The organism is Nocardia aurea (genome assembly GCF_003123685.1).
In the GTDB taxonomy this organism is placed as follows: domain Bacteria; phylum Actinomycetota; class Actinomycetes; order Mycobacteriales; family Mycobacteriaceae; genus Nocardia; species Nocardia aurea.
Window position 1 is genome coordinate 1 of record NZ_QCYJ01000085.1, and the last position, 12,750, is coordinate 12,750.

Sequence of the window (12,750 nt, forward strand, 5' to 3'; positions counted from 1 at the left end):
ACCCGCTACGAACGCCGCGCCGACATCCACCACGCGCTACTCACCCTCGCCTGCGCGGTCATCTGCCTCCGAAAACTCATTCTGAACTGACCTCTAAGGCGGTCGAGTTCGTCGTCGCCGAACATCTCACACCGCACCCGGCTCCCGTTTCACTCGATGACCGGGGGGTATTGCGCGACAGGCAACGCCGGACTCGGCCGGTGCACAGGTTCGGCCCGACTGTGCGATGAATATCCAGGAGCGGATGGAATGCGTAACTTTGTGTGCGGCACATGCGGACAGATGCTGTCGTTCGAGAATTCGGTGTGTCTGCACTGCAAGAGCCGAGTGCGGTTCCATTTGCCGAGTCGAACAATGCTGGCTCTCGATCAGCACGGCAGCGTCGAGGTCGATGACACCATTTGGCGCAGCTGCGACAATCTTTCACTGGCGCGATGCAATTGGCTGGTCGAGGCAGCGCAGGCCGACGCATTGTGTCGGTCCTGTCGGCTGACGCGGACGCGACCGGCCGACAACGATGTCGAGGGTCTACGGGCATTCGCCGACGCCGAAACCGATAAACGCCGAGTCGTACTCGAATTGACCGAACTGTCACTGCCCATCACCGGACGTGAGGACGATCCCGACACCGGCCTCTGTTTCGATCTGCTCTCGAGCAGTGCGGAGCGAGTCACGACCGGACACGAGGATGGTCTGATCACCATCGATCTCGCCGAGGGTGACGACGTGCACCGCGAACAACTGCGGGTGTCGATGGAGGAGCCCTACCGCACCATGGTCGGGCACTTCCGGCACGAGATCGGGCACTACTACCAGACCGTGCTGGTCGGTACCGGGGAACACCGGTCCGGCTTCGAAGCGCTTTTCGGCGATCCCGACACCGACTACCAGGAGGCCCTGTCACGCCATTACGACCAAGGTGCCCCGCAAGGGTGGAAGTCGGAATTCGTCTCGTCGTATGCGACGATGCATCCCGCCGAAGACTGGGCCGAGACCTTCGCGCACTACCTCCACATCCGCGACACCCTCGACACGGCGGCGGCGTTCGCCATGGCACCGGCCGCTTCGACCTTGGACTCACTGCTGCCCGGCAAGGTCGGATTCGAGCGGATCATCGAATGGTGGCTGCCGCTGTCATGGGCACTCAATCAAATCAACCGCTCCATGGGCCACCAGGACCTCTATCCGTTCGTCCTGCCGCAGCGCGTGCTCGACAAGATGCAGTTCGTCCACGACCTGATCGTCCCCGGCAACTGAGACCGGTCCGACGACCGAACGGCCACATGAGCGGGACCGGTACCGCCGCCACACGCCGACGGTACCGAACCTTCCCCGACGGCCTCCGCCACGGTCACCCGGCTGATCCGCTCGGTGTCGGACTCCGTGCTTTCTCCGTGGCGGACCGTCGAAGAATTCAGGGGAGCGGGTGCGGGTACTTGTAGTCGCAGTCGCCGCGCTGCGAGCAGCTGATCGCGATGTGACGCCAGGTGTCCGACCCGACCTTGCCGTCGACGTCGATCTTGACCGACCCCTGGTACTTCTTCACCGCTGTCTCGGTGTTCGGGCCGAACCTGCCGTCGACGGCGACATCGCCGTTGCCGTATTGGAAGCGCAGGAACGATTGCAGCGCCGCGACACACTGCGACTGGTTGGTGACACCTCGGTGCAGATACGGACGGAACACCAGGCATTCGTTGACCGACGAGGCGTAGGTGGCCGCGTGCGCGGGGGCTCCCACCACCGCGCCACCGGCGACCGAAGCGAGTCCGATGACGCTCGCGGCGACCAGACGACGGAAACGATAGCGGCGTGAAACCGGCTGTGCCGAAGAGATCTTCATGGTTTTCTCCTTGCGGTGGTGATCGATACCGACAAGGAAAAGGTAGGAATCGCCCGCAACGATTCGCCAATGAAACGCTCACGCCTGCTCAGGCCGGCGGCCGGCGAACCTCGAGCGTCACCGACCCGATCCGGATGCGGTCCCCGTGCGCCAGCGCCGCGCGACCACGCACGCGCTGGTCATTGACGTACACGCCGTTGGCCGACCCGCGATCCTCGATCCGGACCGCGTCACCGTCCGCCACCACTCGGGCGTGCTGCCGACTGGTCTTCGCGTCATCGAGCCGGATGTCGTTGTCGGCGCTTCGACCGATCGTCGTCCCCGCCGCCGTCACCTCGATGCGCCGACCGTCCTCGACGTACAAGAACACCTGCCCGAATGTCTCGAGCAGCGTCGATTCCTCGTTGTCCGTAGTGCGTCGCACGCGGATCGGCTCATGCGGTGAGAGCGGCTCGTGGCGGAGGATCCGCTGTTCCAGCCCGGTCAACCGCGGGCTCGGATCCATGCCCTGATCCCGAAATATCCTGCGCACGGACCGACATGCCTCGAGTGCGTCACCCTCGCGCCCCGAGTCGTACAACGCCGTGATCAGCTGGGTCCACAGGGTTTCACGCAGCGGATACCGTGCGGTCAACGCCCGCAACTCTCCGATGACCTCCGCGGCACGGCCCGCCGCGATTTCCAGATCCAGCCGCGCCTCCAGCACGCGCTGTCGCTCCTCGTCCATATGCGCGCAGAACGCCTCGACGAAGGTGGACATCGGCAGCCCCTCGAGCGCCGCGCCACTCCATTGCCCCAGAGCCCGCTGAAAGTGCTCGGCTGCCCTGTCGTGATCGCCGCCGTCGAGCGCGGCCATCGCTTCGGTCCTGGCCTGTTCGAAACGACCGAGATCACATTGTTCCTCTCGAATGTCCAGGCAGTAGTTTCCTGCGGCGTCGGTGCGCAGCACCACGGTCGCGGCCACCTCGGCGGTCTGGAACGCGGATCGCAATTCGGCGACGCGATTGTGGAGGTTCGCGCGAAAACTGGGCGAGGGATCACCATCCCAGATGGTGTTCGCCAACCGCGCCGGTGAGATGGCATTGCGCCGGTTGACGACCAGAACTGCGAGCATCGCCCTGGTCAGCGGCCCGCCGATGGTCAGCGGTCGGCCCGAGACGTAGCACCGCACCGGACCGAGGATGCGTATGTCCACCTCGGGCGGCGCCGTGGCATCCGAGGTCATGGCGCCGGTAGACATCGGCCGTCGAATGTGCCGTCGGGGCCGCGGAATACCGGCCACCGGATGGCAAGCGCCCTGGTCTGCGGTCCGTAGATGCCGTCGGCAGTGGCGCCGTGGTCGACCTGTAGGTGTCGAACGGCACGCTTCACCGGAGTGTCGTACACCGTTGTCGCGTCCATCTCGATGCCGTGGCACATGGTCAGAGCCCGGCGCAACGCCATGACCGAATCGCCGCGATCGCCCTCGTTGAGCGCGCAGCTCGGATCGTCGCGATCGGCTGCCCCACTGGGCAATTCGAGGAAGAACTCGGTGTCTATCGGGACCTTTGTTCGCCAGTAACACCGCAGCAGTCCGGTCCGGACACCGCTGGCCACGGCCTGGCCGGTGGTCGTCGGGAGCGGGGTCGTCGGGGCCGCGCCATCGGATCTGTGAGCGGTCGGCCAGAGCGCGATCGTCATCGCCGCCGCGACAGCGACGAGGACTGCTCCGATGGCCGCGATGCGGCGGCGCGGAACAGGCACCGGATCGGGGAACCTGCTCCGTCGTTGCCCGCCTACGGAATCCGTGACCGCGAGCTCGACGGCCCGTACGAATTCCGCGCAGGTCTGATACCGCCGCTCCGGTTCGTGCGCCATCGACCGTGCGATCACATCCTCCAGTTCCGGTGGTACATCGGGGCGCACCCGCACCGGCGCGGGCGACTCCAGCACGGTCGGGGCACCGCCGGGCGATCCCTTCGGATTCGTCCCCGTGATCAGCGCCGACAAGGTCGCACCGAGCGAATAGATGTCGGCCCGACGATCTACCGCGAGCCCCCGCAGTACCTCCGGCGCGGCGAAAGCGGGAGTACAAGCGCGCCAACCCGTTTCGGTGACCGTCTCGGCCTCTTCGACGGAACGAGCCAGTCCGAAGTCCGCGATGAGCGCGCGTTCACCGTCGTCGCCCTCGGTGACCAGGATGTTGGACGGTTTGACATCCCGATGCAGCAAATTCTGCGCGTGCGCGTGACGCAGCCCCTTCGCCGCGTCGCAGATGATGCGTGCCGCCCGGTCCGCCGCCAATCCTCCTGGCTCCCCGCGCATGAGTTCGCTCGCGTCCGTGCCGTCGACATACTGCATCGCCATCCACAAGGCATCGCCGTCTTCACCCCGGTTGTAGACCGAGACGACATTGGGATGGTTCAAGCGGCACACCAGTTCGGCTTCACGTCGAAAGATGCTGCGATAGCGATGATTCGCGCCGAGCCTGTCGTCGAGCACTTTCAGCGCGACCCGTCGCGGCAATACCGGATCCTCGGCGAGATACACCGTGCCCATTCCGCCGGAACCGAGGGGCCGTACGATCGAATAGCCGGCGAAGATCTGCCCAGGCCGTAACAACATCCCTCCCCTGGGAATACGGGCCACGTGGTCAGGCGCCGCTGTGCCCACTACCTCATACCCGAGCCTCGGTGTCAAGACAACGTCGTCCGACCCGGGTGGTCGACCCCGGAGTGTCGGGGAGAGCGAACCTCGCGTTCCTCATGACCCGCACCCGGGTCGTCGCAGCAGCTCGCCGAACTCGGCCGAATTCGGCGAGGTCCGGCCGTTGTCCGTCGCTGACTGTCTCTCGGTGGCGTCGGTCGACATCGCGGTGTGGCTCGTGGCCCGGATGAAGGACGTCAGCGCGTTGGTCACCGACTCCGAGGGCAGCAGCGCGGCCGGTTTCATCGTCGACTCGCCGTGGGAGACCTGACGTGAGGTCACCCAGGAGACGGCGGCGACACTGCGCCGACGGGTTCTGCCGTACCAGCGCAGCGCTCGGGGCACGGTGCGCGGGGATGCGAGGGCTCGGCGCAGCACCATCGTGTCCAGCAGAGCCTGATTGGTGCCCTGGGCCAGCGTGGGCGGCATCGTGTGAGCGGCGTCGCCGAGCAGAGTGACGCGGCCTCGCCCCCAGTCACGCGGTATCGGATGTCGGAAGTGCGGAAACGGCGACCTGCTCAGGTCGTCGTCGGTCAATGCCGCCAGCACCCGGTCCACCGGTCGGGACCAACCCGCGAAATGCGAACGGATCGTGTCGATCGGGGAATCCGGTCGCACGAAATCCGGGGACCAGGGCAGGTCGAACCACCATTGGAGGTGACCGTTGCCCGCGGGCCAGAGGCCGAGGTTTCCGCCCTCGCCGATGATGATCACCGCGACGTCGCTGTCGGCGATATCGGGCAGTTCTATCAGCCCCTGCCAGCTGCACCAGCCGGTCGGTTCCGCGTTGTCGACGTCCAATACCGCGCGCACCGTCGAATGTCGTCCGTCCGCGCCGATCAGCAGATCACCTTCCGCCGTTGTGCCGTCCGCGAAGTCGACCCGCACGCCGTCGGGGCCGTCGGTCACGGCGACCGCGCGAGCATCCAGGCGGATGCGATGGATCGGGAAGTCGTCCAACAGTCGTTCGAGGAGAACCCGGCGCGGAACCATGCGGGTGGGCGCTCCCAGTTCGGCGTTCACAGCGGTCACGTCGACCGTGGCGACACGACGTCCGGCGGCTGTCGACACGTGAACAGCGGAGAGGAGTTGGCCGGCACCGGTCATGTCGACGCCGAGCTGGGTGAGCACTCGGGCGCCGTTGGGCCAGATGGTGATCGCGCCACCGGCGGCTCGTACCGCGGAGGCTTGTTCGAACACGGTGACATCGTGGCCGTCGCGCAACAGCCCTCGGGCGGTGGCTATTCCGCCGACCCCGGCACCGACTATCAGTACCCGCCGCGCGGATGCCGTTGGGACAATGCTGTTTCCAGGTCTCGCACCTGTTCTCGACTTCCACACGCCTCAACCACGCGCGAGTGGCCGGATCGGTTCATTCGCCGCTGAGCCAATCTCGTCCCCGAAGGGCCGCGGTCGGATTTCACCGTCGAGGACGTCTGGGCGTTGCCGACGCCGGGCGGCCCCGACGACCTGTACCGCACGGTGGAGTGGTTCACCTCGGCCGGGGGAACCGAAAGGTCGTCCGCCGCGTACCGGGTGTTGTTCGCGATCCGGTGGAAACTCGGCGCACTGCTGGGCTGGGACGAACCGGGGACCGGAATCGGCACGCGGGTCCGCACCTTGCTGGATCGTCTGCCCGATGATTTGCGTGACGGGACTCGGGGCCCCGACCCGACCACCGTTCCGTTCACCTCGGTCTATGAGACCGACACCGAGTGGGTGGCCGAAACGGCCAACAGGACCGTGCACGCCGCGATGCATATCGGTTGGGTACCAGACGATTCCGGTATCGGGTACCACGGCCAGATGGCGGTACTCGTCAAACCCGACGGCTTGTTCGGCAGGGTCTACATGACCATGATCGTCCCGTTCCGTTATCTCCTGGTCTACCCGGCTCTGCTGCGGTCGATCGGACGCGGCTGGGTACGACAGCCGGAGTCGCCGCCCGCGTGAGGAGACCGGCCGAGACGATGCCTACGAGGGCTCGGAGGCAACGACGATCAGCCGCGGCGCGAGAGATCGTCTCCGAGCGCGGCGTGGGCGTCTTCGAGCGTCTGGCAGACGCGCAGCAGGTCCGTGAGGCCGGTGAGGCTCATGGGGCGCAGGGTGGCGGAACTGTTGGCGACGACGACGAGTCGGTCGCGCTGGTTGGCAGGCTGCACGTATTCGGCCAGGACCGCGAGTCCGGCCGAGGCGAGGAAGGTCACGTTCGACAGGTCGACGACGACGCCGTCGGCTCCCTCGGCAGGGGCGGCGCGCAATGCCTCTTCGATTCCGGCGTGCAGTCGGGGTGCGGTCAGCACGTCGATCTCACCGCTCACCCGGAGCACTCGCACGGCACCTATCGCTTCGACCGCTGATTCCATCTGCGTGCCGGACTGATGCGACGACACCACATCCTGCTGTTGTGGTTCATTAGAGGTCACCAGGCGAGTTTACATTGTATCCGTCGGCGAGACCCGGGCACGGCGAGGGCGGTGTGCGAGCCAGCCCTCGAGGCGGTCGATCAACGCTTCGAGGGCGTCTTCGAATTCCGCGGCACTGTGATCCTGGGACAGCATCGGTTGAAGCCGACGCAGGTTCGGATAGTCCGACAGGTCCCGTGCTGGGACGGTTGCGGGCTCGTGGACGGCCGCGGTGTCGTGGGGTGCGCGGGCAGCGACCTCGAGCAGGAGTTGGCCGAACAGGAATGTCGTGTAGGTCCGGTATGCCGCGACGGCGGCCTCGTCATCGAACCCATAGGACAATATCGTGTTCAGGAAGGTTTCCGTCCATCGCAGACTGCGTAGTGATGGCGGCACCCGCGGAGCTTGCGGAGGGTGGGGTGCCTGCGGGAACAGTTCCGACTGGTTCAGGGCGACCCGACGCACGCCGTGTGCCAGGCGCACCAGGAAATCCTGCCAGTTGTCCGAACGCGATGCTTCGACGAGGCATCTGCCGATCGCGTCATCGGGCTCGGCGTCACGCCTGTCGACGGAACCCTGACCGCACATTCGACACAATGTAGCTTGCGGCGTTTACCTTGTAAACTGAGCAGATCAGGTATGACATTTCCGGATTTCGATCGGTCGGATGTGTCGTCGGCCCGCCGTGGCGCGGTCGGTCGTTTCCGTGCGCGCGGAGGGCCGGGCGTCACCGGTGAACGATGCTTGCCCCGTGCACGACGGCGTTGCCAGTTGGGTCACCTGTGATCGTTGAAATACTCTGACCGTGGTCTTGCTTCAACGCGCGCAGTGAGGAGATGTCCTGGTGGACGATCATCACGACGGTCGTGTCGAGGATCCGGCGACGCGGCCGGGCTCTCGCGAATCACGGTCGGGTGAGCGCCACGAATCGCGTGCGCCGTTGAGTCGCCGTCTGATCTTGGAATTGGCGATCGACCTCGTGGACCAGGAAGGCCTGCGCAAACTGACCATGCGCAGACTCGGCTCGGCGTGCGGCGTCGAAGCGATGGCCCTGTATCGATACGTGCACAGCCGCGAGGATCTGCTCAGCGGCATGGTCGACCTCCTTGTCGACGATCTACACGCCGATCAACTCGCGGCCCGACGTCAAGAGGACGGCTGGCAGGACTTCCTGGTGCGTTTGGCGCACGGTGTGCGTCAGATCGCGTTGGACCACCCCGAGTTGTTTCCGCTGGCGGCGACTCGCCCCCCGGAAGCGCCGTGGGTGCGGCCCCCGTTGCGGAGTCTGCGGTGGATGGAGACTTTCCTGGAAACGATGCTGTCCTACGGGTTCGACGACGAGGCGGCCGTCGCGGCCTATCGGTCGTATACGACATTCCTGCTGGGGCAACTTCTGCTCGAGGTCGCGGCACGCACGTCGCAGGAGACCGGTGAATCGACAGAGTCAGCGGCCTCTTCGGCACGGGAGTTGTCGGACTATCCGAACCTGAATCGGCTGCAAACATTGCTGTCCCAGGATCACAGTGCCGCGGAGTTCGAGGACGCCCTCGAGGCGCTGTTGGACCGGCTCGAGCGTCAAGTCGACGTCCAATAGGAGCCATTTTCTCGGGAGCCGCTCACCGACGGAATGGGCGCTGAGCACCCGTACGCTGTTGCCGCGATGCCGTGCTCGAGACCGAAACACCTGCCCGACCGAACGATCGGACCGCAGCGGCACCTCCGGCGGATAACCTCGAACGGTGACCGACCCGCGCCCACTCGCCGAATCCGTATCACTGACTCTGGCACGCCGATTCCTCGGTCGCACAGTCGATCTCACCATCGACCGGCCCTACGGAAGTCGCCACCCCACCTGCGAATTCCTCTACGTAGTGAACTACGGATTCGTTCCCGGCACGCTCGCGCCCGACGGCGAGGAACTCGATGCCTACTTTCTCGGCCCTACCGAGCCCATGACCTCCGCGACCGGAACGTGCGTCGCGATCGTCCACCGTCTACACGACGATGACGACAAGCTGGTCGTCGTCCCGACCGACGAACTCGACCTCGATGACGCAGCGATCGCTCTCGCGGTCGAGTTCCAAGAAGAACCCGGGCACTACGTCATCGTCCGGTCCTGACCGGGGACCACCGACCGCGCCGGTAATCGTCGCGGAATCGAATGTCCGCACTCACTAGGGTTCATCGCGTTGGGGCAGGATGGGTTTCTCGTCGGCGGAGCCACCTTGTTGAATCCGCCGCCCTCGCGCGAGTTCTGCGTCGAATTGGGCGCCGAGCAGGATGGCGATGTTGGTGAGCCACAACCAGATCAGGAACACGACCGCACCGGCCAGGGAACCGTACACCTTGTTGTATGTGCCGAAATGTGTCGCGTAGAAAGCGAATCCGGCCGACGCGGCGATCCACAGCAGGACGGCGAGCGAGCTGCCCGGTGTCAGCCAGTGGAACCCGAGTTGGCGAGCATTCGGTGCGGCCCAATACAGCAGGGCGAAGGCCAGATTGACCAGTATCGCCATGATCGGCCACTTCACGATCCCCCAGACGGTCACGCCGACCGATCCGAATCCCATCCATTGCCCGACGGTTTCCGCGATCTGGCCGCTGACCACGACCCCGACCGTGCAAATCGCGACCAGCAGCACGATGACGGCGGTCAGAACGATCTGCAACGGAACGGTTTTCCAGAGGGGCCGACCCTCCTCGGTGTCGTAGATCGAGTTGACCGCGCGCACGAACGCGCCGATGTAGCCGGAGGCGGTCCACAGTGCCGTCGCTATGCCGATGATCGCGATCGGACCGGCCAGCGAGCGTGAACGCTGCAGTTCTTCGAGGACCTGCACGATCGCCGAATTGTCACCGTCGCCGACCTGGGTGATGGTGTCGATCAAGGACTGGGTGGCCTCTGGGCCCGCCAAGCCCATCAGCGCCGACAGCACGATGACTCCGGGAAACAGTGAGATCACGCTGTAGTAGGTCAACGCTGCGGCCCAATCGGTGAGATTGTCGCCCCAGAGTTCGGAGACGGTGCGGCGCAACACTCCCCACCAGATAGGGCGGTGCAACGCCCAAGGACCTTTGATTCCCCGGTGCCGAACAACCGGATCTGCCGCGATATCCGACATCGACCAACCTCCCGCTCACACCGGCAGATACCCGGCGATTACCAGGTGAAACGGCGGAAAGGGAGGTTGCTCACCAGGCTCGGCGTGTCGGCAGCGACCCGCCCGCGGACGCGGGGCGAGAGGGGAAGTGCGATAAATGGTTTGCGCCCGATCTTTCGTGCGGGGATGCTCGGCCGAACAGTCATCGAGAGGAACGTGACATGGCCGCAGCCGGCACGCCGTCCGAGTCCGAGCCGCAGGTCCGCACGGCGGCCGGTGTGTTGCGCGGTCGCCGGGAGGCGGGACTGGCGGTCTTCCGCGGCATCCCGTTCGCCGAGCCGCCGGTGGGCGAGCTGCGTTTCGCCGCGCCCCGGCCGGTTCGAGGCTGGGAGGGGGTGCGACCCGCCGTCGCCTACGGCCCGCCGCCTCCACAGTCCGCGATACTCGCGGTGGCCGACAGCGCCGCCGGAGACGACTGGCTGACGGTCAATGTCTGGACGCCGGAACCGGATTCGGGCTCCGGACTGCCGGTGATGGTGTGGATTCCCGGCGGTGGTTACGCCATCGGCAACTCCGGCCTGCTGGATTACGACGCCGGAAACTTGGCCGCGACCGGAACCGTGGTCGTGACCCTCAATTACCGTCTCGGCATCGAGGGGTTCGCCCAGATCGAGGGCGCCCCGGCCAACCGTGGACTGCTCGACCAGGTCGCGGCCCTGGAGTGGGTGCGCGACAACATTCGGGTGTTCGGCGGCGACCCCGACCGGGTGACGGTCTTCGGACAGTCCGCGGGTGCCGGATCGGTCGCCGCGCTGCTGGTGATGCCGCGCGCGGCCGGGCTCTTCCGTCGGGCGATCGCGCAAAGCGTGCCGGGCACGTTCTTCTCTCCCGAGCTTGCTACCGACCTCACCGCGGCCTTCGCCACCGAACTCGGGGTGGCGCCCACGGTGTCGGGGCTGTCGGAAGTGCCACCGGATCTGCTGCCCGCCGCGGGCGACGAGGTTTTCGCCAAGATGGACCGGTGGCGGGAGCGCTGGGGTCGGATCACCCTCCGGCCGATTCCGTACGCGCCGGTCATCGACGGCGACGTGCTGCCCACGACCCCGTGGCAGGGGCTGGCCGACGGCGCCGCCCGCGACGTCGAGCTTCTCGTCGGTCACACGCGTCACGAGCACCGGCTGTTCAGCCTGATCGACGGTGTGCTGGGACAGGTCACCCGCGAACAGACAGAGATCGCGCTGCATGTTCTCACCGCGGATCCGGATGGTGCGCGCCGGTATCGCGAGGCGTTCCCGGACGCCGACGACGAGGAACTCTACGAACTGGTCAACGCCGACTGGCTGTTCCGCATGCCCAGCGTCGCGCTCGCCGACGCCCGGATCGCGGGCGGCGGCCGGGTCCACCTCTACGAGCTGACCTGGACCGCTCCCGGTATGGGCGGTGCGCTGGGGGCTTGCCACGGTCTGGATGTTCCGCTGGTCTTCGGCAACCTGGACAGTGGGCGGACCGCCATGCTGATCGGCGACCCGCCCCCGCCGGAGGCGACGGAACTCTCGGCGCGCATACGCGGGTCGTGGACGGCGTTCGCCGCGCACGGCGAGCCGGGCTGGCCCGCGTACGACGCCGGTCAGCGCCTCACTCAGATCTTCGACACGCCGTCGACGGTCACCGCCTACCCCGAGGAGACCTCGCGGCTGCTGTGGCGGGATTGCACCTTCCCGGCGCTGCCGCTGCACGCGCCGTGAAATATTCGACGCGGCCGAGAGCGAGTGTGCCGCTCGGTGGCGGCGTTCGACGTCGATCCGGCTGGGAGCCGTGTACACGCACATACGCGTTCGAGCTGCGCCGACATCCCGAGCGTGGCAGGGGACGAGATCACCGCCAGGTACCGTTGGGCGGTGAACCCAGCTGATGCGCGTCGCCTGAAAGACGGCGATCTCGAGACCCGCGAGGAAAATCTGCGGCTGCTACTCGTGCGGGCCGGTGACGGGGACACATCCGCCAAGGAAGTGCTGCGCGCGCTCGTGCGCGACTATCCCGACTACCACCGTTCGGTCTACAGCCGGGCGTTGAACCGCGCGGAGGTCTTCGGCGACGACACACTGAAGGCGCCACTGCTCGCCTCCCTTACCGACACTCGGTACAACTGCCAGGCGTGGGCGGCGATGGGCTGCGCGGCGCTCGGCTTCCGCGAGGCGGTTCCCGGCTTGGTCGCGCTGCTCGACCACTCGCAACAGATGGCTCGCGACCAAGCGGTGATCGCGCTGGGCGTCCTCGGCGACGAATCGGTCGTCCCCGCACTCGCGCCCCTGCTGCACGACTCGGTCGCGGGAATGCGCGAACGCGCCGCCGAGGCCCTCGGCATGATCGGCGGCGAGGCGGCCCTGGCCGCACTATGGGACGAATTCGAGAACCGCCGATACTTCCGGATCGGCTATATCGCCAGCGCGCTGTCCCAATTCGCCCCGGACGTTATCCCGAGGCTGTGCGCGGCCGCCGCGAGCGACGACCCCGACCAGCGATATTGGGCGGCTGTCGCGCTCGGTTCGACCGGTGACGATCGTGCGGTGCCGACACTGGAAAGACTGATGGCCCACGACCGCGGCTCGACGGTCTTCGACGGCATGGTGAGCGTGGCCGCGAAGAAGGGACTGCGCACGCTCCGACGAATCCAAGCCGCGATCGCAGCGCGCGAATCCTGACACGCGGCTGGCGTTGC

Annotated in this window: 12 protein-coding genes and 1 pseudogene; 6 read left to right on the top strand and 7 right to left on the bottom strand. The window is 66.4% G+C overall.

What is annotated here, in order from left to right; genetic code table 11:
* Positions 1–249: 249 nt before the first annotated feature.
* A complete protein-coding gene (locus tag DAT37_RS16680) occupies positions 250–1,257 on the top strand; it encodes a zinc-binding metallopeptidase family protein (RefSeq protein ID WP_109525700.1) in 1,008 nt (335 codons plus the stop codon).
* Positions 1,258–1,414: 157 nt separating this feature from the next.
* Here the strand turns inward: DAT37_RS16680 and DAT37_RS16685 are convergent, their stop codons facing one another.
* From DAT37_RS16685 to DAT37_RS16700, 4 genes are all read right to left on the bottom strand, one after another.
* A complete protein-coding gene (locus tag DAT37_RS16685; protein WP_109525701.1) occupies positions 1,415–1,840 on the bottom strand; it encodes a peptidoglycan-binding domain-containing protein in 426 nt (141 codons plus the stop codon).
* A gap of 88 nt (positions 1,841–1,928) precedes the next feature.
* A complete protein-coding gene (locus tag DAT37_RS16690; RefSeq protein WP_198654300.1) occupies positions 1,929–3,065 on the bottom strand; it encodes a BTAD domain-containing putative transcriptional regulator in 1,137 nt (378 codons plus the stop codon).
* Positions 3,062–4,444: a serine/threonine-protein kinase gene (locus DAT37_RS16695; RefSeq protein ID WP_109525703.1), complete on the bottom strand. Its 1,383-nt coding sequence runs from the start codon at positions 4,442–4,444 to the stop codon at positions 3,062–3,064. The genes DAT37_RS16690 and DAT37_RS16695 overlap by 4 nt, the downstream gene beginning before the upstream one ends.
* 138 nt (positions 4,445–4,582) lie before the next feature.
* Positions 4,583–5,827, bottom strand: a complete 1,245-nt coding sequence (locus DAT37_RS16700; protein WP_232839833.1) for an FAD-dependent oxidoreductase — start codon at positions 5,825–5,827, stop codon at positions 4,583–4,585.
* A 126-nt stretch (positions 5,828–5,953) separates the two neighbouring features.
* On the opposite strand from DAT37_RS16700, the pseudogene DAT37_RS16705 reads away from it, so the two are divergent.
* Positions 5,954–6,478 (top strand): annotated as a pseudogene (locus DAT37_RS16705) (DUF2867 domain-containing protein); the annotation flags it as partial.
* Positions 6,479–6,525: 47 nt separating this feature from the next.
* Here the strand turns inward: DAT37_RS16705 and DAT37_RS16710 are convergent.
* Positions 6,526–6,951 (bottom strand): STAS domain-containing protein, encoded by a 426-nt coding sequence (locus tag DAT37_RS16710; RefSeq protein WP_232839797.1) that lies wholly within the window; start codon positions 6,949–6,951, stop codon positions 6,526–6,528.
* Positions 6,952–6,960: 9 nt separating this feature from the next.
* Complete coding sequence (locus tag DAT37_RS16715; protein ID WP_109525706.1) at positions 6,961–7,518, bottom strand: TetR/AcrR family transcriptional regulator C-terminal domain-containing protein; 558 nt, start codon at positions 7,516–7,518, stop codon at positions 6,961–6,963.
* A 352-nt stretch (positions 7,519–7,870) separates the two neighbouring features.
* On the opposite strand from DAT37_RS16715, the gene DAT37_RS16720 reads away from it, so the two are divergent.
* Both DAT37_RS16720 and DAT37_RS16725 read left to right on the top strand, forming a co-directional pair.
* Complete coding sequence (locus DAT37_RS16720) at positions 7,871–8,524, top strand: TetR/AcrR family transcriptional regulator (RefSeq protein ID WP_232839834.1); 654 nt, start codon at positions 7,871–7,873, stop codon at positions 8,522–8,524.
* A 145-nt stretch (positions 8,525–8,669) separates the two neighbouring features.
* Positions 8,670–9,050 carry an inorganic diphosphatase gene (locus DAT37_RS16725; protein WP_109525708.1) on the top strand — a complete coding sequence of 127 codons (381 nt, stop codon included), beginning with the start codon at positions 8,670–8,672 and terminating at the stop codon, positions 9,048–9,050.
* Between the two features lie 54 nt (positions 9,051–9,104).
* Here the strand turns inward: DAT37_RS16725 and DAT37_RS16730 are convergent, their stop codons facing one another.
* Complete coding sequence (locus DAT37_RS16730) at positions 9,105–9,992, bottom strand: YihY/virulence factor BrkB family protein (RefSeq protein ID WP_232839798.1); 888 nt, start codon at positions 9,990–9,992, stop codon at positions 9,105–9,107.
* Positions 9,993–10,252: 260 nt separating this feature from the next.
* On the opposite strand from DAT37_RS16730, the gene DAT37_RS16735 reads away from it, so the two are divergent.
* Positions 10,253–11,776 (top strand): carboxylesterase/lipase family protein, encoded by a 1,524-nt coding sequence (locus tag DAT37_RS16735; protein ID WP_109525710.1) that lies wholly within the window; start codon positions 10,253–10,255, stop codon positions 11,774–11,776.
* Positions 11,777–11,929: 153 nt separating this feature from the next.
* Positions 11,930–12,733, top strand: a complete 804-nt coding sequence (locus DAT37_RS16740; protein WP_157978512.1) for a HEAT repeat domain-containing protein — start codon at positions 11,930–11,932, stop codon at positions 12,731–12,733.
* The last annotated feature ends 17 nt before the right edge of the window (positions 12,734–12,750 follow it).